Here is a 24,022-nt window from a genome sequence, read left to right on the forward strand (position 1 = left end):
TTGTATGAAGATCCTGGTAACCGGCGGTACCGGCCTGATTGGCCGGCATCTGATCCCCCGCTTGCAGACGCTGGGCCATGAGCTGACGGTGGTGACGCGCAGTCCCGAGAAAGCGCGTCAGACACTCGGCTCCGGCATCGATATCTGGAAAGGGCTCACCGAGCATCAGGATCTCAACGGCTTTGACGCCGTAATCAATCTGGCGGGGGAACCCATCGCCGATAAACGCTGGACGGAAGAACATAAGCAGCGGCTGTGCAACAGCCGCTGGACTATCACCCAGCGGCTGGTGGATATGTTCAAGGCCAGCGACACGCCGCCGTCGGTGTTTATCTCCGGTTCAGCATCGGGCTATTACGGCGATTTAGGCGAAGTGGTGGTCACCGAAGAGGAGCCGCCGCACAACGAATTTACCCATAAGCTGTGCGCCCGCTGGGAGCAGATCGCCTGCGGAGCGCAGAGTGATCGGACCCGCGTTTGCCTGCTGCGCACCGGCGTAGTGCTGGCACCGAAAGGCGGGATTCTGGGGAAGATGCTGCCGGTCTTTAAGCTGGGTCTCGGCGGGCCGGTCGGCAATGGCCGTCAGTATCTGGCGTGGATCCATATCGACGATATGGTGAATGGCATTATCTGGCTGCTGGATAACGACCTGCGGGGCCCGTTCAACATGGTCTCTCCCTACCCGGTTCGCAACGAACAGTTCGCCCATGCCCTGGGGCATGCGGTGCATCGCCCCGCCGTGGTTCGCGCTCCGGCCACCGCAATTCGCCTGCTGATGGGAGAGTCCGCCGTGCTGGTGCTGGGCGGCCAGCGCGCGCTGCCGAAGCGTCTGGAGGCGGCCGGGTTTGCCTTCCGGTGGTACGATTTAGAAGAAGCCCTGGGAGATGTGGTAGGTTAAATCTGCCCGGTCGGCTGTGTTAAATTACTATGCCCGATCCCCGTTTAAGGCGTTACGATGGCCACAATCACCACTTCCAGGCTGACGCTCTCCCCTTTTGAGCCCTCCGACTGGCCCTTCTTTCTGCGGCTTCGCGAATCGCCCGAGATCATGCGCTATATGGCCGCTATCGCCCCGGAAAAAGAGACCCGGCGACTGTTTGCCGCCCGCCTGACGACCCCGCATACCTTTGTGATCCGCACCCACGATGATGACACCCCGCTGGGGGATATTGGGTTGCAAATCAGCGCTCAGTATCCTGAAGAGGCCGATATTGGATACACGGTGATCCCTGCCGCGCAGGGCCGGGGGATTGCCAGCGAGGCGCTGCATGCCGTGTGTGAATATGCCTTTATCCGGATGGGAATAAAGGCGGTTAATGCCTATGTGCTGGCGGATAACGGCGGTTCGGTGCGGGTATTAGAAAAAGCGGGCTTTGTGCGCACCCAGGTGCTGGAACAGGCGTATGAGATTAACGGCGTGCGGTATGACGACTGGGTGTACCGGCTGGAGTTGGGTGCGGCCTGAATGCCGGGCGGCACTGCATTTGCCCGGCCTACAAAACCCCCAGGCCCGGAAAGCGTCGTGCCACCGGGCAAAAACTACTTCAACGACCCTTTCAGGAACTGCTGCAGGCGCGGGCTCTTCGGATTCGCCAGCACCTCATCCGGGTGCCCCTGCTCTTCGATTACGCCCTGATGCAGGAAAATGACGTGGTTAGAGACGTTACGGGCGAAGCCCATCTCGTGGGTGACCACCACCATCGTTTTCCCCTCTTCGGCCAGCTGCTGCATGATGCGCAGCACTTCACCCACCAGCTCGGGATCGAGCGCGGAGGTCGGTTCGTCGAACAGCAGCACTTCCGGCTCCATCGCCAGCGCACGGGCGATGGAGACGCGCTGCTGCTGGCCGCCGGACAGATGCACCGGATATTTAATCTGCTGACGCGCGTCGATACCCACCTTCGCCAGGTATTTCTCCGCACGGGCGCGGGCTTCCTGCTTGCTTAAGCCCAGAACCTGCACCGGCGCTTCCATCACGTTCTCCAGCACCGTCATGTGGCTCCAGAGGTTGAAGTGCTGGAACACCATCGTCAGACGGGTACGCAACATCCGCAGCTGGTGCTTATCCGCCACCTTGAGCTGTCCGTCTTTGTCCTGCACCAGATTGATGTTCTCGCCGCTGACCACAATCTTGCCGGCACTCGGTTTTTCGAGGAAGTTAATGCAGCGCAGGAAGGTACTTTTACCCGACCCTGACGAGCCGATAATACTGATCACATCGCCTGCATTTGCCTGCAGCGACACCCCTTTCAGCACTTCATGTTCGCCGTAGCGTTTGTGCAAATCGATAACGTTTAATTTGTTCTCAGCCATCTTAATTCTCAGTGCGTCGAAGAAGGTTTTATGTGCTGCAACCAGCGTTTTTCCGCTTTACGGAACAGGCTAATCAGGACGTAAGAAATGATTAAATAGAGCACCGCCGCGATCCCGAAGGCGGTAAACGGCTGGTAGGTTGCCGAGTTGATGTCGCGGGCAATCTTCAGCAGATCCGGCACGGTGGCGGTAAAGGCCAGCGCGGTGGAGTGCAGCATTAAAATCACTTCGTTGCTGTAGGCAGGCAGCGCAATGCGCAGCGCCGACGGCAGAATAATGCAGCGGTAGAGCTTCACGGAGGAGAAGCCATAGGCCCGCGCCGCCTCAATCTCGCCATAGGGAACGGAACGGATCGCCCCCGCGAAAATCTCGGTGGTATAGGCGCAGGTGTTCAGCGTCAACGCCAGGACGGTACAGTTCAGCCCGCTGCGGAAGAAGGCGTTCAGCATCTCGGTGCCTTTCACGATCTCCAGGGTGTACATCCCGGAGTAGAAGACCAGCAGCTGCACATAGAGCGGCGTACCGCGGAAAATATAGGTAAACAGCCAGATGGGAAAGCGAATGTATTTGTTGTTCGACACGCGGCCAATGGCGAGAAATATCGCCAGAATGCCGCCCATCACCACGGATGCAATCAACAGCCAGAGGGTGATCGCCACACCGGTAAAACGGTATCCGTCGGTCCACAGCAGCGATTTCCAGTATTCCTGAATAATCTCGATCACAGGTCAGCCCTCTTCACACCCACGGAGTAGCGACGCTCGAGCAGCAGCAGCACACCATTGGAGACGGTGGTAAACACCAGATAAATGACCCCGCACACGATGGCGAAGTAGAACGGTTCCCAGGTGCTTTTGCCCGCCAGCTGCGTGGCTTTCACCACATCTTCCAGTCCCAATAACGAGACCAGCGCCGTCGCTTTGAGGATAACCTGCCAGTTGTTGCCGATGCCCGGCAGCGCAAAGCGCATCATGGCCGGAAACATAATACGGCGGAATGTTTGAGAGGAGGTAAAACCGAATGCCGTGGCCGCTTCGATATGCCCTTTCGGCACCGCGAGATAGGCTCCGCGGAAGGTTTCAGTAAAGTAGGCACCGTAGATAAAGCCCAGGGTAATGATACCGGCCACCATAGGATCGATATCAATCTGCGCCATACCGATGGCATCCGTGACGCCATTCAGCGCGATTTGCAGACCGTAGAAAATCAGCAACATCAGCACCAGGTCAGGCACACCACGGATCAGGGTGGTATAGCCTTCAAACAGCAGAACCATCGCCCGATTGGTCGACAGCTTCGCGCCCGCGCCCGCCAGGCCTATCAACACCGCCAGCACCACCGAACTGAGAGCCAGTTCAAGGGTGACGAGTGCGCCTTGTAAAATTACGCCAGAAAATCCGTACAGCATACCGCCTGCCCTGTCGTGTCGTGAGTGGTGACGCCGTGTCTTTTCCCCTCCCGTAGCGGGAGGGGCCGCACGTTATTCAGTGGGGTATTCAGCCACCGTAGACATCAAAGTCGAAGTATTTCTTCGCCATTTTTTCGTAAGTACCGTCCGCGCGCATCTCGGCAAAGGCTTTGTTCAGCGCTTCGCGCAGTTCGTTGTCCTCTTTACGCAGCCCCATACCGGTGCCCACGCCGAAGAGTTTCTCGTCCTTAATGGACGGACCGCCGAACTTGTAATCTTTACCTACCGGTTGCTTCAGGAAGCCTTCGCTGGCTGCGACTTCGTCCTGGAAAGCGGCATCGATACGGCCTGCGGTCAGGTCAGCGTAGATATTCTCCTGGCCCTGATAAGAGACGATTTCGATCCCCTTCGGTGCCCAGTGCTCGTTACCGAAGGTCTCCTGGGTGGTGCCCTGCAGCACGCCTACGCGTTTGCCTTTCAGTGACTCCAGGGTCGGCTGGATATCAGAGGATTTTGCTACCACCAGACGGGAATCCGCTGCATAAAGTTTGTCAGTGAAGGCAATCTCCTGCTGGCGTTTTTCGGTGATAGAGAGTGAAGACATAATAGCGTCGATTTTTTTCGCTTTCAGCGAAGGGATCAGCGCATCCAGAGGGTTTTCAACGAAGGTACACTCTGTTTTGATACGTTTGCACAGTTCTTTTGCCAAATCGATATCAAATCCTACCAGTTCGCCCTGTGCATTCTTCGATTCGAAGGGGGCATAAGTCGGGTCAGTACCAATACGTACTTTTTGCGGAATTGCTGCGAATGCCGCAGTAGCGCTGGAAAATGCCAGAGCCAGGGAAAGTGACAACACCAGTTTTTTCATATCTATCCTCAACAGACTGTCTTCTTACGGGATTTTAACGCCGACGGGGGTTGCCTTTAATGTGCCATTAATCGCCGCGGCAAGGCAAAAGATTATGCCCGGCTGACGCGAAAAAGTGCATTATCAGTGCTTAACTATTCACTTTATAACCAACGCGGCGCAGGATTTGCACCATCGTGGTTCGCAAAGGCAATCAACGCACCATAACGGTGAACCATTATGGTGCGCACCGTCAGTTAGAGTTAGTCGCCGTAGACATTGAAGTCGAAATATTTCTTCGCCAGTTTGTCGTAGGTGCCGTCTTTACGCAGTTCGGTAAAGGCTTTATCAAAGGCCGCTTTCAGCTCGGCGTCGTCCTTGCGCAGGCCAATCCCGGTACCGTCGCCAAAGTATTTTTTGTCTTTAACCGACGGGCCCGCAAAGGCAAACTCTTTCCCTGCCGGCTGTTTCAGGAAGCCTTCGCTTGCCGCAACTTCATCCTGGAAAGCTGCATCCAGGCGCCCTGCCGCCAGATCGGAATAGATCAGATCCTGGTTCTGGTAAGCCACGACATCGACGCCCTTCTCGCGCCAGTTGGCATTGGCAAAGCCTTCCTGCGTGGAGCCCTGCAGGACGCCAACGTGTTTGCCTTTCAGCGAATCAATAGTGGGCTGGACAGGCGAGCCCTTCGCCGCAATCAGGCGCGAGTCTGCTGCGTACAGCTTCTCAGAGAAGGCGATCTCCTGCTGGCGTTTCTCAGTGATGGAGAGTGAAGAGATAATCGCATCGATTTTCTTGGCTTTCAGCGATGGGATCAGCGCATCAAAGTCGCTGCCCACCCAGGTGCATTTCACGGACATGCGTTTGCACATCTCATTCCCCAGGTCGATATCAAACCCGACAAAATCGCCCTTCGCATCTTTCGATGAGAATGGCGCATAGGTCGCGTCAGTACCGATACGTACGGTCTGTGGGAGCGCTGCATAGCTGCTTGCCGCTGCGCTTAATCCCACCAGCAAAGACAGAGCCAGAACCGTCTTCTTCATACATTACCCTCAAGTGTCGTGATTTTATTTTGTAATAGATGATGTTGTGTGTTGTTGCAGGCGATCCCTTGCAGGTCTTGTGCCAGATTGCGTGTGGCGCAAAATTACGGCGTTAAATATGTTAACGAAAGGTTGCAAGATTGCCTTAATGGTGAAAGATAGCAGGTCTGCCAAACGAACCGCAGTGGGAAGAATGGAAAAAAGGAATTAAATGTTGAGGATATGATCGCGGTTGCAGAATTGCCCTGAAACAGGGCACGTTGCGCTGACCTGCTCCAGGGCAGGACACCTTTCCCGTCAGACGCCCTGCCAGCGGGCGAAGAGATCGTCCGGCAGTTCAATGTCGAACTGGTCAATAACCCGGTTTACGGTTTGATTGATGACGTCGTCCAGGCTTTGCGGACGGTGGTAAAACGCCGGGACCGGCGGCATGATCACCGCGCCCAGCTCAGCAGCCTGAGTCATCAGCCGCAGGTGACCCAGATGAAGCGGAGTTTCGCGCACGCAGAGCACCAGCGGGCGGCGCTCTTTTAACACCACGTCGGCGGCGCGGGTCACCAGGGTATCGGTATAGCTGTTAACAATGCCGGAGAGGGTTTTAATGGAACAGGGCAGGATCACCATACCCGAAGTCTTAAACGACCCGGAGGAGATGCTGGCGGCGATATCGCGGGCATCATGCACCACGTCGGCCAGGGCCTGAACGTCGCGCAGGGAGTAATCAGTTTCGAGAGAGAGAGTCTGACGCGCGGCCTGGCTCATCACCAGATGGGTTTCAACGTCAGCGACGTCGCGTAATACCTGCAGCAAACGGACACCGTAAATCGCGCCGCTGGCCCCTGAGATCCCTACTATCAATCGTTTCATGATTATCGCCCTTGCTGTAACAGGGCAGACTGTGCAGGATTTTGGCGGGAGTTGCAAGCGAGGGCAGACGCCCTCGCCTGTGATAAGGATTAACCTTCGTTGTGCATCTCTAAGCTTTCGAGATCGTTCGCCATTTGCACGGCTTTCGCATCGTCGTTACGCAGAGAGTCGAGGTAGTCCAGATACTTCTGGTCCACATCTTTGGTGACGTAGATACCGTTGAACACCGAGCACTCGAACTGCTGGATATCCGGGTTCTCTGCGCGCACCGCGTCGATCAGATCGTTCAGATCCTGGAAAATCAGGCCATCGGCGCCGATGATCTGGCGGATCTCATCCACTTCACGACCGTGAGCGATCAGCTCGTTGGCGGTCGGCATGTCGATACCGTAGACGTTCGGGAAGCGAATTTCCGGTGCCGCAGAGGCCAGATAAACCTTCTTCGCACCCGCTTCACGGGCCATCTCGATAATCTGCTCAGAGGTGGTGCCACGCACGATGGAGTCATCCACCAGCAGCACGTTCTTATCGCGGAACTCAGCGCGGTTGGCGTTCAGCTTGCGGCGCACCGATTTACGGCGCAGCTGCTGGCCTGGCATGATAAAGGTGCGGCCAACATAGCGGTTCTTCACGAAGCCCTGGCGATAGGGTTTACCCAGGATGCGCGCCATCTCCAGCGCGATATCGCAGGAGGTTTCCGGGATCGGGATGACCACATCGATATCCAGATCTTCCCACTCGCGGGCAATCTTCTCGCCGAGCTTGGTGCCCATATTCACACGGGCGCTGTAGACGGAGATCTTGTCGATGAAGGAGTCCGGACGGGCAAAGTAGACGTACTCGAACAGGCACGGGTTGCTGACCGGGTTTTCCGCACACTGACGGGTAAACAGCTGGCCTTTTTCGGTGATGTAAACCGCTTCGCCCGGAGCAACGTCACGCAGGAACTCAAAGCCCAGGGTGTCCAGGGCCACGCTTTCGGAGGCCACCATATATTCGGTGCGGCCATCGCCAATATCGCGTTTACCCAGCACCAGCGGGCGAATCCCGTTCGGATCGCGGAACGCGACCATACCGTGGCCGATAATCATCGCGACGCAGGCATAGGCCCCACGAATCAGACGGTTAGTGGCCGCCACGGCAGCAAAAATGTTGTCAGCTTCCAGCGGATAGTGACGGAAGTTATCCAGTTCGCTGGCAAAGATGTTAAGCAGAATTTCAGAGTCAGAAGTGGTGTTAATGTGGCGACGCTTCTCTTCAAACAGCTTTTTACGTAACTCGTGGGCGTTGGTCAGGTTGCCGTTGTGGGCAAGCGTGATGCCATACGGGGAGTTAACGTAGAAAGGCTGCGCTTCAGAGGCGCTGGAACTGCCTGCGGTAGGGTAACGAACGTGACCAATACCCATGTTACCCTGCAGACGCTGCATATGGCGGGCTTCAAACACATCGTTTACCAGGCCGTTAGCCTTACGTAAACGGAAGCAGTTGTGTGCATCAATGGTGATGATACCCGCAGCATCCTGCCCACGGTGCTGAAGCACCGATAATGCGTCATAAATAGACTGGTTTACCGGCATGAAACCGGCGATACCGACAATACCGCACATTCGTCATTTCCTCGTTAAGCCACATCTCAGGGTTTATGCCCTGGGCAAAAAACTCGACGAGCTTTGCAGATAGTCAAAGAACCATCTGATGATGAAGCTGAACTGCGGGATCAGCTGCGATTTCTGCCAGTCTTCACTTTTTGAGAACCCGGTAAAGGTATCAAGGAAGAACAGTATCGCGGCGACAATCAACACCCCGCGCAATGCACCGAAGCAGATCCCAAGCACCCTGTCCGTTCCCGACAAACCGGTTTTCTCAACCAGCTGGCCTATCACGTAGTTAACAATGGCGCCGACAATCAGCGTCGCGATAAACAGCACCGCGATGGCGATTCCGTTTCGAACCAGTTCATCTTCAAAGCCCGTGAACCAGACAGACAGGTAAGTGTAGTAATGACTGGCAACAAAGAAGGCACAGCCCCAGGTTACCAGCGATAACGCTTCACGAACAAAGCCACGGATCAGGCTAACCAGACAGGAAAAACCTATCACCGCAATGATGGCGTAATCAATCCAGACCATATACGTCCCACGATTAAACGCCCTGTCATCCAGTTCGGGGCGAATTCTAACAGAAAAAGAAAACGTTTGCGTAGGGATTTCCTTCCCGCGCGTAAATAAAAAAGGCGCTGAAAAAATAATCAACGCCCCAGGCCGTTACGTCTCTTCGGACGCCTGCCTCGCCCTCCCCCGGCCCTCTCCTTTCAGGAAAAACGTCGGTAGGAGGAGAATAATACGTACATTAATTCACGCTGTAGTTCATCACCACGCCGCTCAGGCCGGAGAGTTGATTCAGCTCCCCAAGCGACCCCTTCAGCTTATCTTTTGATGCATCCGGGCCCACGAGAATACGGGTGATTTTACCCTGTACCGGCGTCGAAGGCGAAGTGTAAACGCGATACCCCGCGCCACGGAGTTTGGCCACCACTTCGTTGACCTTATCGGCATTTTTCAACGCACCAAGCTGCACAACGTAGGCTTTACCGGTCGGGGCCGGCTTCTCTTCTGCAGCCGGTTTAGCCGGCGGGGTTTCCGTAGCCGCCGCCAGCTGCTGGCTGGTGTTGTCGCGCTGCGGTTTCGGCTGCGGTTTCTCAACCGGTTTCGGTTTTTGCACCGGTTTCGGCGCATACTGCTCGACCGGGGCTGGATCCAGCTCGTTGTTATTTCCGGCCGCCAGACGCGACGGATCTAAAGATGGCGCCGCGGCATCGCCAGCCCGCACTTCTTCAGCCGCCCCTTCAGGCGGTTGAGCAGGTAATGCCTGGGTCGCAGCCGGCAGCATGTCCGGCTCATCCCGGTCGCCGGGTTTAGGCACCAGCGGGATCGCCGCAAACTCATCCTGATAATGTTTTTTCTGTCCATCAAGCAGCCCGGGGAGAATAATCACCCCCAGCGCCACCAGCACAATGGTGCCTGCTAAACGGTTCTGAAACTTACTTGCCACCGGTTCTCCCCGCATCCATTACGTCCATGACATGTGCCACCGTGTGGAAGGATCCACACACCAGCACGGTATCTTCTGGTCTGGCGTCCGCCATCGCCTCGCGCCATGCCTGCTCCACGCTGGCAAAGGTCTGGCCCTGGCCGAGGTGTTCCATCAGCTGTTCAGCCGTTGCCCCGCGCGGGCCTTCCAGAGGTGCACAATACCAGCTATCGACCACAGTCTCCATGCAGGCCAGCGTGCCGCCGATATCTTTATCATGAAGCATACCGATTACCGCCAGCACGCGCCCGGTTTTTGGCAATGATTTGAGACGTCCGGCGAGGTAAGCCGCGGCATGAGGGTTATGCGCCACATCCAGAATCAGACGCGGTGATTCGCTGACAATCTGGAAACGCCCGGCGAGGATCGCCTGCTGAATGCCGTCACGAATGGCCTGCTCGTCTACGGCCAGACCACTGGCGCGCAGGGCGGCCAGTGCCGTCGCCGCGTTCGGCTGCGGCACCTGCGGCAGCGGCAGGTTGTCCAGCGCGCCTTTGGCATCTTCAAAGCGCCAGCCGCTCTGTGTCACGCTGTAGCGCCAGTCGACATCGCGACGCTGCAACAGCGCCCCTTTCTCCTGCGCCACGTCAGCGATGGTGTGCGGCATCTCCGGCTCACCGACAATCGCCGGTTTACCCGCGCGGAAAATACCGGCTTTTTCACGGCCGATGCTTTCGCGATCGGGCCCCAGCCAGTCGGTATGATCCAGCGCGATGCTGGTCACCACGGCGACATCCGGATCCACAATGTTGGTGGCGTCCAGACGCCCGCCTAAGCCGACTTCAAGGATCACCACGTCCAGCTGCGCCTGCCTGAACAACCACAGCGCCGACAGGGTGCCATATTCGAAATAGGTCAGCGAAATGTCGCCGCGCGCGGCTTCGATCTCTGCGAACGAGGCAGTATGTGCTGATTCGGCTAACTCTGCGTTCTGCACCCGCACGCGCTCGGTGTAGCGCACCAGATGCGGCGAGCTGTAGACACCCACCTTGTAGCCCGCCGCCATCAGCATGGACTCCAGCGTGCGGCAAGTGGTGCCTTTGCCGTTAGTACCCGCCACGGTGAAGACAAAGGGGGCCGGTTTCAGAACGTCAAGGCGCGCCGCGACCTGGCTGACGCGCTCAAGCCCCATGTCGATGGCTTTACTGTGCAGGCTTTCCAGATAAGAAAGCCACGCGGCCAGAGGCGACGTGGCTTGGGGAAGAGTGATATTTTCCATGTTGCGCGCTTTTCAGTTACGGTTAGAAAGCAAAAGGGCAGCGCCATTGGCCCTGCCCTTTTCAGTTATCAGGCCTCGGGTTCCTGATCCGGTACTACCACGCCTTCGCGCGGTTCATCCGGGCTCGGCGACGGCAGGTTCATCAGCTTCGCCAGGATGCTTGCCAGCTTCAGGCGCATCTCCGGACGGCGAACGATCATGTCGATAGCGCCTTTCTCAATAAGGAACTCACTGCGCTGGAAGCCCGGCGGCAGTTTCTCACGTACCGTTTGTTCGATAACGCGCGGGCCGGCAAAGCCGATCAGCGCTTTCGGTTCAGCGATGTTCAGATCGCCCAGCATCGCGAAGCTCGCCGATACGCCGCCCATGGTTGGGTCGGTCAGTACGGAGATGTACGGCAGACCGCGCTCCTGCATTTTCGCCAGCGCTGCGGAGGTTTTTGCCATCTGCATCAGCGACATCAGCGCTTCCTGCATACGGGCACCGCCGGAGGCAGAGAAGCAGATCAGCGGACAGTTGTCTTCCAGCGCCTGCTCAACCGCACGCACAAAGCGCGCACCAACCACGGAACCCATTGAGCCGCCCATAAAGGAGAACTCAAATGCCGCTGCGACAACCGGCATCTCGTGCAGGGTGCCTTTCATCACCACCAGGGCGTCTTTCTCGCCGGTCTCTTTCTGCGCAGAGGCCAGACGGTCTTTGTATTTCTTGGAGTCGCGGAACTTCAGCACATCTTTCGGCTCAAGCTCGCTGCCCAGTTCAACCAGAGAACCTTCATCCAGCAGGCTATGCAGGCGGTTACGCGCCGACATACGCATGTGGTGATCGCACTTCGGACAAACTTCCAGATTACGCTCCAGCTCGGCGCGGTACAGGACCTGGCCACAGCTGTCACATTTGGTCCATACCCCTTCAGGAATACTCGCTTTGCGGGTTGGGGTGATATTACTTTTAATTCGTTCAATCCAGCTCATTGATAACCTTTCTGCCTGAACCAGGTTTGCTGCAAGGGGCGCATAATGCCATTTTTGCCCCCGACAGACCATGAATGTTGCACATTAAAACATAACAGCCCGAAACTTTGGATAAAAAAGTGGTCGAACCGCAGTCGTGCTTTTATTTTGCTTGTTTTGCCGCCGCGCGCCGGTGACGAATAATTTCGATCACGCCCGGCAGGATGGAGACCACAATAATCCCTACGATCAGTAGCTTGAGATTTTCCTGAATCATAGGAATGGTACCGAAGAAATATCCCGCGTAGGTAAAGCTGAGCACCCATAACAGCGCGCCCGTCACGTTATAGAGTGCGAAATGACGGTACGACATGTGTCCCATTCCCGCAACAAAGGGGGCAAAGGTTCTGACGATCGGCACGAAACGCGCGAGAATAATGGTTTTACCGCCGTGTTTCTCATAAAACGCATGGGTTTTATCGAGATAGCTGCGACGGAAAATCTTCGAGTCCGGATTACTGAATAACCGCTCGCCAAACAGCCGCCCTATAGTGTAGTTCACCGCATCGCCAAGGATCGCGGCGATGAGCATCAGAACCACCATCAGGTGAACGTTGATGTCGTTGGTTTCCAGGGAGGCCAGCGCCCCCGCCACGAACAGCAGCGAATCGCCCGGTAAGAACGGGGTCACCACCAGTCCGGTTTCACAAAACAGGATCAGGAACAGAATGGCATACACCCAGACGCCATAATCAGCGACCAGCTCTGCCAGGTGAACATCAATATGCAGAATGAAATCAATCAGAAAGCGAATAAAATCCATATTGTCTAAACCTTTATTGCACGGCTATCAGTCCGCTAAAAACAGCGGGCCCATTGGCGGTTTCGGAAGGTCAAAACGATCCGGGTAATCGACCGAGACCAGATACAGCCCTTCCGCTTTCGCCGTTGCTGCTGCCAGGGTTCTGTCCTTCGCTGCCAGCAACTCTGCAATCCAGCTCTCCGGCTGGTGTCCGGCGCCCACTTCCATCAGGCTGCCAACAATATTCCGCACCATATGATGTACAAAGGCGTTGGCCTTGATATCCACCACCACATACGCGCCATACCGGCTGACGTTAATGTGCATCACGTTGCGCCACGGGGTGCGCGATTGGCACTGCACCGCACGAAACGAGGTAAAGTCGTTTTCGCCAATCAGCGCCTGCGCTGCGCGATGCATGCGCCCGGCATCCAGCGGCTCGTAGAAATGCGTTACGCCCTGGCCTAACACCGCCGGCCGCAGACGCTGGTTATAGATGATGTAACGGTACCGGCGCGCGGTGGCACTGAAGCGGGCGTGAAAATCGTCCGGCACAGTTTTGACCCAACGCACTGCGATGTCACCAGGCAAATTCGCATTTACTCCCAGCGTCCAGGCCGCGTCTTTACGCACCGCGGTGGTTTCAAAATGAACCACCTGCCCCGTACCATGGACTCCGGCGTCGGTACGCCCCGCGCACAGGACATTTATGGGCTCATTCGCCACCTGAGAGAGCGCCTTCTCCAGTTTCTCCTGGACGCTGCGCACTTCGTTCTGACGCTGCCAGCCATAATATTTACTGCCATCGTACTCAATCCCGAGAGCAATTTTATGGACCGGCTTTTGTTCCACTTCTGACATCAGTACAGATACTCCTGCACCAGTTTCTCGGCAATTTTCACCGCCATCAGCGCACCGCCGAAACGAACGTTATCGGCCACCGACCAGAACTGGATCTGCTCCGGCATACCGTAATCGTTGCGAACGCAGCCGATGGAGAGGCGGGCGTTGCCCGTTGCGTCGCCCACCTGGGTCGGAAACTCGCTCTCTTCGGACAGTTCGATGTCCTCACCGCGGGCAAAGGCGTCGCGCGCCTCTTCCGCCGCCAGCGGGCGCATCGCTTCGAAGCTCACCATCTGGGCATGGCCGTAAAACACCGGCGACTGCACGCAGTTGGCGGAGATCATCAGCCCTTCATCCTGTAGGATCTTGCGTACCTGATCGACGATACGGCGCTCTTCACGAACGCTGCCTTCGCGATCCGGCAATAGTGGCAGCATGTTGAAGGCCAGCTGACGACCAAAGAAGTCCTCTTCGTCTACCGGAATACCGTTCAGCAACTTCGCGCTCTGCCCGGCCAGCGCATCCACCGCTTTTTTACCATGAGCGGAGGCCGACAGCAGGCTGGTGACGGTGATACGGGATAAGCCGCCATCATCGATCAGCGGTTTCAGGGCGGTCAGCAGCTGGCTGGTCAGGCTGTCCGGGACGGCGATAACGTTACGGTTGCGGTAGTCGGCCAGCACGAACGGGTTGACGTCCGGCACCACCAGCGGCACGTCCGGCTCAAGAGCGAACAGGCCGCTGGAGTCAATCACCAGACAGCCCGCAGTGGTGGCGTCTTCAATATAGGTTGCGGAAGCTTCAGCACCGGCGACGAAAAAGGCCAGCTGCGCCTGGGTCCAGTCAAATTCAGCCGCATCCTGAACGCGTACCGATTTGCCCTCATAACGCAGATGCTCACCTGCGCTCTCATTACGCGCCAGGGCAAAAATCTCCCCCACCGGGAACTGACGCTCGGCAAGGGTTTCGAGCAGGGCTTCGCCCACGGCGCCCGTTGCGCCCAGTATGGCAATGTTCCAGCCTTCAGACATGGTGGTTTACTCCAGAAATAAAAAAGCGTCCCCGGCGGGTTATCCGCCAGGGAGCATTAAGAAGACATTAACGAACCGGATGATGAGTGGCGTTGAAACCCAGCTTATGTAACAGTGATGCCGCCGCAGCGTCATCACACATCACATACAGGGAAGACCATTCGCGGCGCTCCACATAGTGCTTGCGCAGCTTGTCGAACTCACCCGGCATACCCGCTACTTTTCGCAGCAGCGCGTCATCGCGGCGCACATCATACACTAAATGCACCAGCCTTTTCAGCGTTGCCTGATCCAGCGGGCCATGCAGGGTAATGCGGCCAAATTCCGGCGTCGGCAGCAGGGTATCCAGCGCCACCTGCTGCGATTTGCCAATAAAGGCGCTGTAAGCCTCAAACACCTGGGTGGTGCCGCGCGCTTTGCCTTCCAGGGTGTAGCCGGCGATGTGTGCGGTGCCAATATCCACTTTATTCAGCAGGGCCACGTTGAGATCCGGCTCCGGCTCCCAGACGTCCAGCACCACGCTGAGATCCTGACCAGCGTCCAGACGCTTCAGCAGCGCGGCGTTGTCCACCACCGGGCCACGACAGGCGTTGATCAGGATAGTGCCCGGCTTCAGGCGGCTCATCAGCGCCTCATCGGCCAGATGCAGGGATTTATACGGCCCGTCTTTAAACAGCGGAGTATGGAAGGTGAGGACGTCACATTCCGCCACCAGCTCGTCCAGGCTGCGGAAATCGCCCTCATCGCCACGATCGGCACGCGGGGGATCGCACAGCAGCGTGCGGATACCTAACGCCTCGAGGCGCTTTTGCAGGCGACTGCCGACGTTACCCACTCCGACAATACCGACAGTGCGATCGGCCAGGCTAAACCCGTCACGCTCGGCCAGCATCAGCAGGGAAGAGAAAACATACTCCACGACGGCGATGGCGTTACAGCCCGGCGCGGCGGAAAAACCGATCCCCGCCTGCTTCAGCCACGCGTCATCCACATGATCGGTTCCCGCGGTTGCCGTACCGACAAACTTCACCGCTTTACCAGACAACAGCGCCTCATTCACTTTGGTCACTGAGCGCACCATCAGCGCGTCGGCATCATCCAGCTCAGCGAGCGGGATCGGGCGTCCGGGAACGGCCTTAACCTCACCCAGGCGGCTGAACAGCTCGCGGGCGTAAGGCATATTTTCATCAACGAGGATTTTCACGTCTGAGTACCTGTTTGAGAGGAAGTTAACCGGTCAAGTGTGCCATAATCTGGCCGCCAGGCATATACGTAACCTGGTTTACGCAGAGTAACGACCTTAAGGATTTTTTGACGATGCAGCCCATTTCAGGTACGCCGCCGCAACCTCCGGGTGACGGCCCGCGTCCGTCTCATGTCGCAGGCGAACAGCCCCTCTCCACACAGCAGCGCACCGTACTGGAACGCCTGATCACCCGGCTGATTGCCCTGACGTCGCAGCAGAATGCGGAAGTGTGGGCTGGGGTCAAACACGATCTGGGCCTGAAGGGCGATGCGCCCATGCTGTCGCGTCACTTCCCTGCTGCAGAGCAAAACCTGAACCAGCGCCTGAATACCGCGCAGCAAAACCACACCACCCGGCAGATGGTCTCGCAGCTGACGGAGCTGTTAAGCCAGGGGAATAACCGTCAGGCGACCAGCGATTTTATTCGTCAGCAGTACGGTCAGACGGCACTTAGCCAACTGACGCCCGAGCAGCTTAAGACGGTGCTGACGCTGCTGCAAAATAACCAGCTCGCCATTCCGCAGCCGCAACAGCGTCCGGCCACTGAGCGCCCGCTGCTGCCTGCTGAACACAATACGCTCAAGCAGATGGTGACCAAGCTGGCCGCCGCTACGGGTGAGCCGACCAAACTGATCTGGCAGTCGATGCTGGAGTTGTCCGGTGTAAAAGCGGGAGAGTTGATCCCGGCCAGACAGTTTACCCATCTTGCCACCTGGCTGCAGGCACGCCAGACCCTGAGCAGCCAGAGCGCGCCAACCCTGCACACCCTGCAGGCAGCGCTGAAACAGCCGCTGGAGCCGCAGGAGTGGGACAGCATTCAGGATTATGCCCACCAGAACTGGCAGGCGACGCCGCAGACGGTGCTGACCACCGCGCAGGTTCAGGATCTGCTTAATGCGATCTTTACCCGCCGCACCGAGCGTGAAGCTGGCGTAATTGAAGTGCGCAATATCCAGCCGATCTACAGCCCGCTGTTTGCCCCGGTGGTGGAAACCTTCAGAACGCTCTCCGCCCGTCCGGGACTGATGTTAATTGCGTTAATCATTGCGCTGGCGATTTTCTGGTTGGTCGTCTGATATTTTGCCCGGTGGCGCTACGCTTACCGGGCCTACAAAAAGACAACCTGTAGGCCGGGTAAGGCGTAGCCGCCACCCGGCAACAAACCGCTAAGATTTACGAAACGCCACCAGCGTCACCACTATTCCCACCACCGCAGAAACCGCCCCTGCCAGGAAGACCGATGGATAACCAAATGACGTCGCTAACAGGCCTGCCAGCGGCGCGGTGACCCCGTATGAGATATCCTGAAACGCGGCATAACCGCCCAGCGCCGTGCCGCGTACCTGCGGGGCAACGCGTTTAACGACCTCGACACCGAGTGCCGGGAAGATCAGTGAACAGCCGCAGCCGGTCAGGGCTGCGCCCAGCAGCGCCACCGGCGCGTTTGGGGCCTGCCAGAGCAGCACAAGGCCAAGGGTTTCAATCACCAGCGAGGCCACCGCCACCTTCACGCCACCATAACGATCCGGCATCCAGCCGAACAGCACCCGCATCAGAACAAACGCGCCGCCAAAGGCGGTAAGCGTAAACCCTGCCATCGCCCAGCCGCGGCTCATAAAGTAGAGCGAGACGAAGGTACCAATCACCGCAAAGCCGACACCCTGCAGGGCAAGGCCCAGACCCGGTTGCCAGATTTGCCCCACAACGCTCCACAGGGAGGGTCGTTCGCCTTTATGGGCCGGAACTTTACGCACCGTGCCGTTAAACGCCCATGCCAGCAGCGGCAGAGCCATGGTGGTGGCAGCCAGTGCCGCAAAGCCAAACTGGCTGTTAATCAACAGCCCCAGCGGTGCGCCAGCGGCCAGCGCCCCATAGATGGCCATCCCGTTCCAGGACATCACTTTGCCGGAACGTGCGGGCCCTACCAGCCCCATCCCCCAGGTCAGGGTGCCGGTCAGCAGCTGACTTTCACCAAAACCAAGGATTAAGCGTCCCACCACCAGCAGCGCGAATTTCCAGGCAGCATCCACCGGCAGCAGCGCGGCCAGTAGCCATGCGCCGCCCGCCAGCCCGCAGGCAAACATGCCCTGCAGCGCCGAGCGTTTGGCACCATGCTGATCCGCCAGCCGTCCGGCGTAGCCGCGGGTTAACACCGTGGCTAAGAACTGAATACCCACGGCGATACCCACCATGGTATTGCCATAGCCCAGCCCCTGGTGAACAAACAGCGGGATCACCGGCAGCGGCAGGCCAACGGTCATATAGGTCAGGAATACCGCAAAGGCGATACGAAACAGCGAGACGTTTCCGGAGGAGGCGTTTTTATCTGATGTAACGGCCGTCATGCATAACTCCATGTTCAGGCATAAAAAAAGGGAGCCACAGGCTCCCTCTTACTATACATCAAACGCTTATGCTTTCAGCTTACGCATGACCAGCGTGGCGTTGGTGCCGCCGAAACCGAAGCTGTTGGACATCACGGTATTCAGCTCGCGCTCGGTTGTCGCGGTAACGATGTTCAGGCCAGCAGCCTGCTCGTCCAGCTCTTCCACGTTGATGCTTGGGGCGATGAAGCCGTGTTCCAGCATCAGCAGGGAGTAGATAGCTTCCTGTACGCCAGCCGCACCCAGAGAGTGACCGGTCATGGCTTTGGTCGCGGAGATGGCCGGGCTGTTGTCGCCAAACACTTCGCGGATAGCACCCAGCTCTTTCACGTCGCCTACCGGAGTAGAGGTGCCGTGGGAGTTCAGGTAGTCGATTGGGGTATCCAGGCCGTGCATCGCCATCTTCATGCAGCGCACTGCGCCTTCACCGGATGGAGCAACCATGTCTGCACCGTCGGAGGTTGCGCCGTAGCCCACGATCTCAGCATAGATGTGCGCGCCACGGGCCAGAGCGTGTTCCAGCTCTTCAACCACAACCATACCGCCACCGCCGGCGATAACGAAGCCGTCGCGGCTTGCATCGTAAGTACGGGAGGCTTTTTCTGGCGTTTCGTTATATTTGGTGGACAGTGCGCCCATCGCGTCGAACTCACAGGCCATTTCCCAGCCCAGTTCTTCGCCGCCGCCAGCAAACACGATGTCCTGTTTGCCCAGCTGGATCTGCTCTACCGCGTTACCGATACAGTGTGCGGAGGTGGCACATGCGGAGCTGATGGAGTAGTTTACGCCGTGAATTTTGAACGGGGTGGCGAGGCAGGCGGATACCGCTGAGCCCATCGCTTTGGTCACCACGTATGGACCCACCGCTTTCAGGCCGCGCGGGCTACGCATAGCGTCAGCACCGAAGACCTGCGCTTTTGACGAACCGCCGGAGCCAGCAATCAGACCCACGCGTGGGTTGTTCTGATAAACGTCTTCGCTCAGGCCAGCATCAGCAATGGCTTCCTGCATGGAGAGGTAGGCGTAGATAGAGGCATCGTTCATGAAACGGACCACTTTGCGATCGATCATGCCCGTGGTGTCCAGTTTGACATTACCCCAGACGTGGCTGCGCATGCCAGAATCTTTAAACTCTTCAGAGAAGGTGATCCCGGAGCGTCCTTCACGCAGAGATGCCAGGACTTCCTGCTGGTTATTACCGATGCTGGAAACGATGCCCAAGCCAGTAATCACTGCACGTTTCATTCAATACCTCTGTAAGTCGCACTATTTTAAGTTTCGAGTCGCACAATAGCGTACACTTGTACGCCGAACAAGTCCGATCAGCCAATTTCTGCGGAAATTTGCACCAACAGACGCACATCGTTAAGATCGCGGCACAGCCTGTCAGACGAGTAACTTACGTGAAACAAAACGCCATACAACCTGCCAACCTCGAATTCAACGCTGAGGGTACACCTGTTTCCCGAGATTTTGATGATGTCTACTTCTCTAATGATAACGGACTGGAAGAGACACGTTATGTTTTCCTCGATGGAAATCAGCTGAACGCCCGTTTCCCGGTACATCCCCGCGATCTGTTCGTGGTGGCGGAGAGCGGTTTTGGCACCGGCCTGAACTTTCTTACCCTCTGGCAGGCGTTCGATCGCTTCCGTGCGGCTCACCCTGAGGCTACGCTGCAAAGGTTACATTTCATCAGTTTTGAGAAATTCCCGCTGGCCGCCGCCGACCTGCGTCTGGCGCATCAGCACTGGCCGGAATTAGCGCCCTGGGCAGAGCAGCTCCAGGCCCAGTGGCCGCTGCCTATCGCGGGCTGCCATCGTCTGCTGCTGGATGGCGGGCGCGTCACCCTCGATATCTGGCTGGGTGATATCAACGAGCTGACTGACAAGCTGGATGACTCCCTCAATCAGCAGGTCGACGCCTGGTTCCTTGACGGCTTCGCTCCGGCCAAAAACCCGGATATGTGGAGCCCGGAGCTGTTTGCCGCAATGGCCCGCCTGGCCCGCCCCGGGGCTACGCTTGCCACCTTCACCTGCGCCGGATTTGTCCGTCGTGGCCTGCAGGAAGCTGGCTTCACCATGCAAAAAACCAAAGGCTTTGGCCGCAAGCGCGAAATGCTCGTCGGGGTGATGGAGCAGGATCGCCCCTCCCCTGCCCGCTGGCCGTGGTTTGCCCGTACGGCCAGCGACGGACGGGAAACCGCCGTGGTGGGCGGCGGGATCGCCAGCGCCCTGCTGTCGCTGGCGCTGTTGCGCCGCGGCTGGCAGGTGACGCTCTACTGCGCCGACCTGGCCCCGGCGACGGGTGCCTCCGGCAATCGCCAGGGCGCGCTCTATCCCCTGCTGAGCGCGCACGATGCGGCGCTCAGCCAGTTTTTCCCGACGGCATTTACCTTTGCCCGTCGTCTGTACGATGCCCTGCCGGTCGCGTTTGATCATACCTGGTGCGGCGTCACCCAGCTTGGCTGGGACGAGAAGAGTCAGCAGAAAATCAACCAGATGCTTGCCCTGGGCCTGCCCGAGCAGATCGCCGTTGCGGTCAACGCCCAACAGGTGGAAGAGAGTATCGGGGTGCCGACCGGCTGCGGCGGGATCCAGTACCCGCTCGGCGGCTGGCTGTGTCCGGCGCAGCTTACCGCGGCGGTGATTGCCGAGGCGCAAACGCTCGGCCTGCAGGTGCAGTACGGTCGCAAAGTGACGTCGCTTGAGCAGACCGACGCGCGCTGGACGCTGCACTTCGCCGGGGGCGAGCACGTGCAACACGGCAGCGTGGTGCTGGCCAACGGACATGGCATCAGCCAGTTCAGCCAGACCGCACAGCTGCCGGTTTATCCGGTGGGTGGTCAGGTGAGCCATATCCCGGCCGCCCCGCAGCTGAGCCAGCTGCGCCAGGTACTCTGCTACGACGGGTATCTGACGCCGCAAAATCCGACCAACGGCCACCACTGTATCGGTGCGAGCTATCACCGTGGACAGACGGAGCCGCAGTACAGCGACGAGGATCAGCAGCATAACCGCCAGCGGTTGATCGACTGTTTACCCCAGGCGACATGGGCACAAGAGGTAGACGTCAGCGCCGGAGAGGCGCGCAACGGTATTCGCTGCGCCACCCGCGATCACCTGCCGATGACCGGGGCGGTGCCGGACTATGACGCCACCCTGGCGGCGTATCAGGATTTAGCCCACAACAAGGACCAGGCAGTGAATGCCCCGGAATTCCGCAATCTGTTTATGCTGGGCGGACTGGGTTCACGCGGGCTCTGTACGGCACCGCTGACGGCGGAAATACTCGCCGCGCAGATGAGCCACGAGCCGATCCCGCTGGATGCGCATACGCTGGCGGCGCTGAATCCGAACCGGTTATGGGTGAGGAAGTTGTTGAAAGGGAAGATGGTGAAAGCGTAGGCCCGGTATGCGTAGCGCCACCGGGCGTCTGGCAGAGGAGCCGTTTTCACGCCGGGCGGCGCATGCGCTTGCCCGGCCTACAGGCGCTAACTTATGACGTCAGGCTGGCTTTCTGAAACAAGGTTTCCCACATCCCCAGCACCAGCGACTGGTCGCGCGGAGAGAGCTCGCCCGCCAGAATGGCTTTTTCCAGGCTGCGGGACACTTCAGCGTGCACCGCCTGTGGTGAATGGTCATCACCGGCTTCCAGCTCGGCAACGGCCAGCGTCAGGTGTCCACGCAGATAACCGCTGGCGAACAGCTCATCGTCACTGGCGTGTTCTACCATGTCATCAATTAACGCCAGAATGCGTGATTCAAACTCTGCGATCATCTTCTTTCCTCTATTAAAGATCTTCCGGCCACGGGAAGCATTCCGCCGTGATCTCCGGCGTGTGGTAATAATTCTGTAAAGCCTTGATCAAGCGCGCCGGACGTTCCGGGATGCCGTTCTCAAGATAGTCCATCACCTGCGCGTGAACGCGGCGCTGGAAGACAATACGGTCTGGCTCGAAGTCCCCTTCAAGGTTGTCACAGCTGACGTTGAACGGAAATCCTGCCGCCACGCAGAACAGCCACTCCAGCGCCTGGGGTTTCACTTCCACATCTTCAAACTGCCCCTGGGTCGCTGCGTCTCGCCCGTCCGGGCAGTACCAGTAGCCAAAGTCCACCAGCTCGCGACGCGCTTTTCCGGCAATACACCAGTGCGATATTTCATGCAAACCGCTGGCATAAAATCCGTGTGCGAAAACGATCCGGTTGAACGGAAGCTCAGCATCTGCAGGAAGATAGATCGGTTCGTCGTCGCCTTTAATCAGACGGGTATTAAAATCATCGGCAAAACAGCCGTCGAAAATCGCGATCAGCTGTTCATATTTATGCGTACTGTTCATTAGTTCATCCCCAACCAGTAGAGGATCTCCTGTCCGTGGCTGTCATAAAGAAGTTTAGCGCTCATGACGGCCGAGACAATGACAATCATCGGACGGATGAGCTGTTGCCCTTTGCTTAACACCAGGCGCGATCCCACCCGTGCGCCCAGGAACTGGCCGGCCATCATCACAAAGCCGGTTGCCCAGATCACCTTCCCGCCGATGATAAACAGCAGCAGGCCGCCCAGGTTAGAGGTGGCGTTCAGCACCTTGGCGTGGGCGGTGGATTTAGCGAGGTTAAACCCGGCCAGCGTCACAAAGGCCAGGGCATAGAACGACCCGGCGCCGGGACCGAAAAAGCCGTCATAGAAGCCGACGCAGCCGCCAGCGATCAGGGCAAACGGCAGTCCGTGCAGGCGGCGCTGACGGTCCTCTTCCCCGAGCCTGGGCATCAGCAAAAAGTAGAGACCAATACAGATCACAAGGATCGGCAAAATCTGGCGCAGTATGTCGGACTGCACGTGCTGAACCAGCAGCGCGCCGGAGGTCGACCCGATAAAGGTCATCAGAATATTGAGCTTCTGATCGGCCAGGCTCACCACCTTGCGGCGGATAAAGTAGATCGACGCCGATAACGAACCACCGCAGGCCTGTAGCTTGTTGGTCGCCAGCGCCTGCGCCGGGCTCATCCCTGCCGCCAGCAGCGCCGGAACGGTCAGGAGCCCGCCGCCGCCGGCCAGAGCATCAATAAAACCGGCCAGCATGGCGATAAAAAACAGCGCCACCAGCAGCAGCGGCGACACCATAAACAACTCAGTAAATTGGTCCATCACAGGGCATGTTCATCCAGTAGCGCCTGGCAGGAAGGCGGCAACGGAGGCGGTGTCTTCTTCTCAGGCTTGGGTCCAGGTTTTGCTGGCTCAAACCAGCTTTGTAATTCCGCGCCGCAGCCATCTCCTGGCGGCGGTAACGGTTGATCTTCACACTCGAGGCTGTTCGCCGGACAGCGCAGACGCACGTGCATATGCGCGCGATGCTGGAACCACGGTCGCACTTTGCGCAGCCAGTCGCGGTCGGTGCCTGCATCCTGGCAGAGCTGCTGCTTGATGGCCGGGTTGACGAAGATGCGCGTGACGTCGTTATCTTCTGCCGCCAGTTTGATCATGCTGGAGACATCCTGTGACCAGAGGGACGGCACGACGTTTTTGCCGTCCCGCGCCACCAGATCCAGCGCCTGCGGTTTCATCAGCTGTGCTGAACTCCAGCGCGTTTTCGGCAGCTGGAGGAAGATATCGACATCCAGCCCGGTCTGATGGCTGGCGTGGCCGCCGTTGAAGCGACCGCCTGCTGGCATCCCCATATCGCCAATCAGCATCGTGCCCAGCCCCAGGTTATGCACCTGATTGCCCAGCCGCTGAATAAACAGCACCAGATCCGGATGGCCAAAATAGCGGCGCTGATCGGTACGCATCACCTGGTAGGTGCTGGACTGTTGCGGCAGCGCCTGGGCGCCGACGATGCAGCCATTGGAAAACGCACCAATCGACTGGGCGCTCCCCGCGACCGGGTGGGTGATTTTCTGCCACGGCGTTGCCGCCAGCGAGGCCCCGCTGGCAAGCAGCGCCAGCAGAGCAATTGCGGTTTTTTTCATG

The 24,022-nt window shown here is 58.0% G+C and carries 25 protein-coding genes; 4 read left to right on the plus strand and 21 right to left on the minus strand.

What is annotated here, in order from left to right; all coding sequences use genetic code 11:
* Window positions 1–4 precede the first annotated feature (4 nt).
* Together ES815_RS03005 and ES815_RS03010 are read left to right on the plus strand one after the other, a co-directional pair.
* Window positions 5–898 carry a TIGR01777 family oxidoreductase gene (locus tag ES815_RS03005; protein WP_142486564.1) on the plus strand — a complete coding sequence of 298 codons (894 nt, stop codon included), beginning with the start codon at window positions 5–7 and terminating at the stop codon, window positions 896–898.
* 57 nt (window positions 899–955) lie between these two features.
* Entirely contained in the window at window positions 956–1,465 is a 510-nt protein-coding gene (locus ES815_RS03010) for a GNAT family N-acetyltransferase (protein ID WP_142486565.1), read from the plus strand.
* A 74-nt stretch (window positions 1,466–1,539) separates the two neighbouring features.
* On the opposite strand, the gene hisP is transcribed toward ES815_RS03010, so the two are convergent.
* The 15 genes from hisP to pdxB form a co-directional block, all read right to left on the minus strand.
* Complete coding sequence (hisP, locus tag ES815_RS03015) at window positions 1,540–2,313, minus strand: histidine ABC transporter ATP-binding protein HisP (RefSeq protein WP_106994731.1); 774 nt, start codon at window positions 2,311–2,313, stop codon at window positions 1,540–1,542.
* Window positions 2,314–2,321: 8 nt separating this feature from the next.
* Entirely contained in the window at window positions 2,322–3,038 is a 717-nt protein-coding gene (locus tag ES815_RS03020) for an ABC transporter permease (protein WP_032612827.1), read from the minus strand.
* Window positions 3,035–3,721 (minus strand): histidine ABC transporter permease HisQ, encoded by a 687-nt coding sequence (locus ES815_RS03025; RefSeq protein WP_142486566.1) that lies wholly within the window; start codon window positions 3,719–3,721, stop codon window positions 3,035–3,037. Before ES815_RS03025 ends, ES815_RS03020 begins: the two co-directional genes overlap by 4 nt.
* Window positions 3,722–3,809: 88 nt before the next feature.
* Window positions 3,810–4,592: a histidine ABC transporter substrate-binding protein HisJ gene (gene hisJ, locus ES815_RS03030; RefSeq protein WP_142486567.1), complete on the minus strand. Its 783-nt coding sequence runs from the start codon at window positions 4,590–4,592 to the stop codon at window positions 3,810–3,812.
* 242 nt (window positions 4,593–4,834) lie between these two features.
* On the minus strand, window positions 4,835–5,617 hold the full coding sequence (gene argT / locus ES815_RS03035) for a lysine/arginine/ornithine ABC transporter substrate-binding protein ArgT (protein ID WP_142486568.1): 783 nt from the start codon (window positions 5,615–5,617) through the stop codon (window positions 4,835–4,837).
* 297 nt (window positions 5,618–5,914) lie between these two features.
* Window positions 5,915–6,484, minus strand: a complete 570-nt coding sequence (locus tag ES815_RS03040) for a UbiX family flavin prenyltransferase (RefSeq protein ID WP_142486569.1) — start codon at window positions 6,482–6,484, stop codon at window positions 5,915–5,917.
* Window positions 6,485–6,573: 89 nt separating this feature from the next.
* Window positions 6,574–8,091 (minus strand): amidophosphoribosyltransferase, encoded by a 1,518-nt coding sequence (purF, locus tag ES815_RS03045; protein WP_142486570.1) that lies wholly within the window; start codon window positions 8,089–8,091, stop codon window positions 6,574–6,576.
* A gap of 33 nt (window positions 8,092–8,124) precedes the next feature.
* Window positions 8,125–8,613, minus strand: coding sequence for a colicin V production protein (cvpA, locus tag ES815_RS03050; RefSeq protein ID WP_032612840.1), 489 nt, complete (start codon window positions 8,611–8,613; stop codon window positions 8,125–8,127).
* Window positions 8,614–8,833: 220 nt separating this feature from the next.
* Window positions 8,834–9,535, minus strand: coding sequence for a cell division protein DedD (gene dedD, locus ES815_RS03055; protein WP_142486571.1), 702 nt, complete (start codon window positions 9,533–9,535; stop codon window positions 8,834–8,836).
* Window positions 9,525–10,793: a bifunctional tetrahydrofolate synthase/dihydrofolate synthase gene (folC, locus tag ES815_RS03060; protein ID WP_142486572.1), complete on the minus strand. Its 1,269-nt coding sequence runs from the start codon at window positions 10,791–10,793 to the stop codon at window positions 9,525–9,527. Before folC ends, dedD begins: the two co-directional genes overlap by 11 nt.
* Before the next feature lie 68 nt (window positions 10,794–10,861).
* Entirely contained in the window at window positions 10,862–11,767 is a 906-nt protein-coding gene (gene accD / locus ES815_RS03065; RefSeq protein ID WP_103825166.1) for an acetyl-CoA carboxylase, carboxyltransferase subunit beta, read from the minus strand.
* 142 nt (window positions 11,768–11,909) lie between these two features.
* The gene (locus tag ES815_RS03070; RefSeq protein ID WP_059307463.1) at window positions 11,910–12,569 is read right to left on the minus strand and encodes a DedA family protein; all 660 of its coding nucleotides are present in this window, start codon (window positions 12,567–12,569) and stop codon (window positions 11,910–11,912) included.
* A 27-nt stretch (window positions 12,570–12,596) separates the two neighbouring features.
* Window positions 12,597–13,409: a tRNA pseudouridine(38-40) synthase TruA gene (gene truA, locus ES815_RS03075; protein WP_142486573.1), complete on the minus strand. Its 813-nt coding sequence runs from the start codon at window positions 13,407–13,409 to the stop codon at window positions 12,597–12,599.
* Entirely contained in the window at window positions 13,409–14,422 is a 1,014-nt protein-coding gene (locus ES815_RS03080; protein ID WP_142486574.1) for an aspartate-semialdehyde dehydrogenase, read from the minus strand. The genes truA and ES815_RS03080 overlap by 1 nt, the downstream gene beginning before the upstream one ends.
* A gap of 67 nt (window positions 14,423–14,489) precedes the next feature.
* A complete protein-coding gene (gene pdxB, locus ES815_RS03085; protein WP_142486575.1) occupies window positions 14,490–15,626 on the minus strand; it encodes a 4-phosphoerythronate dehydrogenase PdxB in 1,137 nt (378 codons plus the stop codon).
* Between the two features lie 113 nt (window positions 15,627–15,739).
* Here pdxB and flk point away from each other — a divergent pair, with 113 nt between their 5' ends.
* Window positions 15,740–16,744, plus strand: a complete 1,005-nt coding sequence (gene flk / locus ES815_RS03090) for a flagella biosynthesis regulator Flk (RefSeq protein ID WP_142486576.1) — start codon at window positions 15,740–15,742, stop codon at window positions 16,742–16,744.
* A gap of 90 nt (window positions 16,745–16,834) precedes the next feature.
* Here the strand turns inward: flk and ES815_RS03100 are convergent, their stop codons facing one another.
* Entirely contained in the window at window positions 16,835–18,013 is a 1,179-nt protein-coding gene (locus tag ES815_RS03100; RefSeq protein WP_142486577.1) for an MFS transporter, read from the minus strand.
* Window positions 18,014–18,079: 66 nt separating this feature from the next.
* Complete coding sequence (fabB, locus tag ES815_RS03105) at window positions 18,080–19,297, minus strand: beta-ketoacyl-ACP synthase I (RefSeq protein ID WP_142486578.1); 1,218 nt, start codon at window positions 19,295–19,297, stop codon at window positions 18,080–18,082.
* Between the two features lie 158 nt (window positions 19,298–19,455).
* Between fabB and mnmC the strand changes: the two genes are divergently transcribed.
* The gene (gene mnmC, locus ES815_RS03110; RefSeq protein WP_185902376.1) at window positions 19,456–21,459 is read left to right on the plus strand and encodes a bifunctional tRNA (5-methylaminomethyl-2-thiouridine)(34)-methyltransferase MnmD/FAD-dependent 5-carboxymethylaminomethyl-2-thiouridine(34) oxidoreductase MnmC; all 2,004 of its coding nucleotides are present in this window, start codon (window positions 19,456–19,458) and stop codon (window positions 21,457–21,459) included.
* A gap of 91 nt (window positions 21,460–21,550) precedes the next feature.
* Here mnmC and ES815_RS03115 read toward each other — a convergent pair whose 3' ends face one another.
* The 4 genes from ES815_RS03115 to mepA are packed head-to-tail and all read right to left on the minus strand — an operon-like array spanning window position 21,551 to window position 24,021.
* The gene (locus ES815_RS03115; protein WP_142486580.1) at window positions 21,551–21,832 is read right to left on the minus strand and encodes a YfcL family protein; all 282 of its coding nucleotides are present in this window, start codon (window positions 21,830–21,832) and stop codon (window positions 21,551–21,553) included.
* A gap of 13 nt (window positions 21,833–21,845) precedes the next feature.
* Window positions 21,846–22,391 carry an elongation factor P hydroxylase gene (locus ES815_RS03120; protein ID WP_142486581.1) on the minus strand — a complete coding sequence of 182 codons (546 nt, stop codon included), beginning with the start codon at window positions 22,389–22,391 and terminating at the stop codon, window positions 21,846–21,848.
* On the minus strand, window positions 22,391–23,200 hold the full coding sequence (locus ES815_RS03125) for a sulfite exporter TauE/SafE family protein (protein WP_142486582.1): 810 nt from the start codon (window positions 23,198–23,200) through the stop codon (window positions 22,391–22,393). The genes ES815_RS03120 and ES815_RS03125 overlap by 1 nt, the downstream gene beginning before the upstream one ends.
* Window positions 23,200–24,021, minus strand: a complete 822-nt coding sequence (mepA, locus tag ES815_RS03130; RefSeq protein WP_142486583.1) for a penicillin-insensitive murein endopeptidase — start codon at window positions 24,019–24,021, stop codon at window positions 23,200–23,202. The genes ES815_RS03125 and mepA overlap by 1 nt, the downstream gene beginning before the upstream one ends.
* Between the last annotated feature and the right edge of the window lies 1 nt (window position 24,022).

This window comes from Leclercia adecarboxylata, assembly GCF_006874705.1.
Lineage (GTDB): Bacteria > Pseudomonadota > Gammaproteobacteria > Enterobacterales > Enterobacteriaceae > Enterobacter > Enterobacter adecarboxylatus_C.

Excerpts from the sequence above, each read along its gene's own strand:
- ES815_RS03005 (WP_142486564.1), top strand. The coding sequence starts at position 5 with ATGAAGATCCTGGTAACCGGCGGTACCGGCCTGATTGGCCGGCATCTG.
- ES815_RS03010 (WP_142486565.1), top strand. The coding sequence starts at position 956 with ATGGCCACAATCACCACTTCCAGGCTGACGCTCTCCCCTTTTGAGCCC.
- hisP (WP_106994731.1), bottom strand. The coding sequence starts at position 2,313 with ATGGCTGAGAACAAATTAAACGTTATCGATTTGCACAAACGCTACGGC.
- ES815_RS03025 (WP_142486566.1), bottom strand. The coding sequence starts at position 3,721 with ATGCTGTACGGATTTTCTGGCGTAATTTTACAAGGCGCACTCGTCACC.
- hisJ (WP_142486567.1), bottom strand. The coding sequence starts at position 4,592 with ATGAAAAAACTGGTGTTGTCACTTTCCCTGGCTCTGGCATTTTCCAGC.
- argT (WP_142486568.1), bottom strand. The coding sequence starts at position 5,617 with ATGAAGAAGACGGTTCTGGCTCTGTCTTTGCTGGTGGGATTAAGCGCA.
- ES815_RS03040 (WP_142486569.1), bottom strand. The coding sequence starts at position 6,484 with ATGAAACGATTGATAGTAGGGATCTCAGGGGCCAGCGGCGCGATTTAC.
- purF (WP_142486570.1), bottom strand. The coding sequence starts at position 8,091 with ATGTGCGGTATTGTCGGTATCGCCGGTTTCATGCCGGTAAACCAGTCT.
- cvpA (WP_032612840.1), bottom strand. The coding sequence starts at position 8,613 with ATGGTCTGGATTGATTACGCCATCATTGCGGTGATAGGTTTTTCCTGT.
- folC (WP_142486572.1), bottom strand. The coding sequence starts at position 10,793 with ATGGAAAATATCACTCTTCCCCAAGCCACGTCGCCTCTGGCCGCGTGG.
- accD (WP_103825166.1), bottom strand. The coding sequence starts at position 11,767 with ATGAGCTGGATTGAACGAATTAAAAGTAATATCACCCCAACCCGCAAA.
- ES815_RS03070 (WP_059307463.1), bottom strand. The coding sequence starts at position 12,569 with ATGGATTTTATTCGCTTTCTGATTGATTTCATTCTGCATATTGATGTT.
- truA (WP_142486573.1), bottom strand. The coding sequence starts at position 13,409 with ATGTCAGAAGTGGAACAAAAGCCGGTCCATAAAATTGCTCTCGGGATT.
- ES815_RS03080 (WP_142486574.1), bottom strand. The coding sequence starts at position 14,422 with ATGTCTGAAGGCTGGAACATTGCCATACTGGGCGCAACGGGCGCCGTG.
- flk (WP_142486576.1), top strand. The coding sequence starts at position 15,740 with ATGCAGCCCATTTCAGGTACGCCGCCGCAACCTCCGGGTGACGGCCCG.
- ES815_RS03100 (WP_142486577.1), bottom strand. The coding sequence starts at position 18,013 with ATGACGGCCGTTACATCAGATAAAAACGCCTCCTCCGGAAACGTCTCG.
- fabB (WP_142486578.1), bottom strand. The coding sequence starts at position 19,297 with ATGAAACGTGCAGTGATTACTGGCTTGGGCATCGTTTCCAGCATCGGT.
- ES815_RS03115 (WP_142486580.1), bottom strand. The coding sequence starts at position 21,832 with ATGATCGCAGAGTTTGAATCACGCATTCTGGCGTTAATTGATGACATG.
- ES815_RS03120 (WP_142486581.1), bottom strand. The coding sequence starts at position 22,391 with ATGAACAGTACGCATAAATATGAACAGCTGATCGCGATTTTCGACGGC.
- ES815_RS03125 (WP_142486582.1), bottom strand. The coding sequence starts at position 23,200 with ATGGACCAATTTACTGAGTTGTTTATGGTGTCGCCGCTGCTGCTGGTG.
- mepA (WP_142486583.1), bottom strand. The coding sequence starts at position 24,021 with ATGAAAAAAACCGCAATTGCTCTGCTGGCGCTGCTTGCCAGCGGGGCC.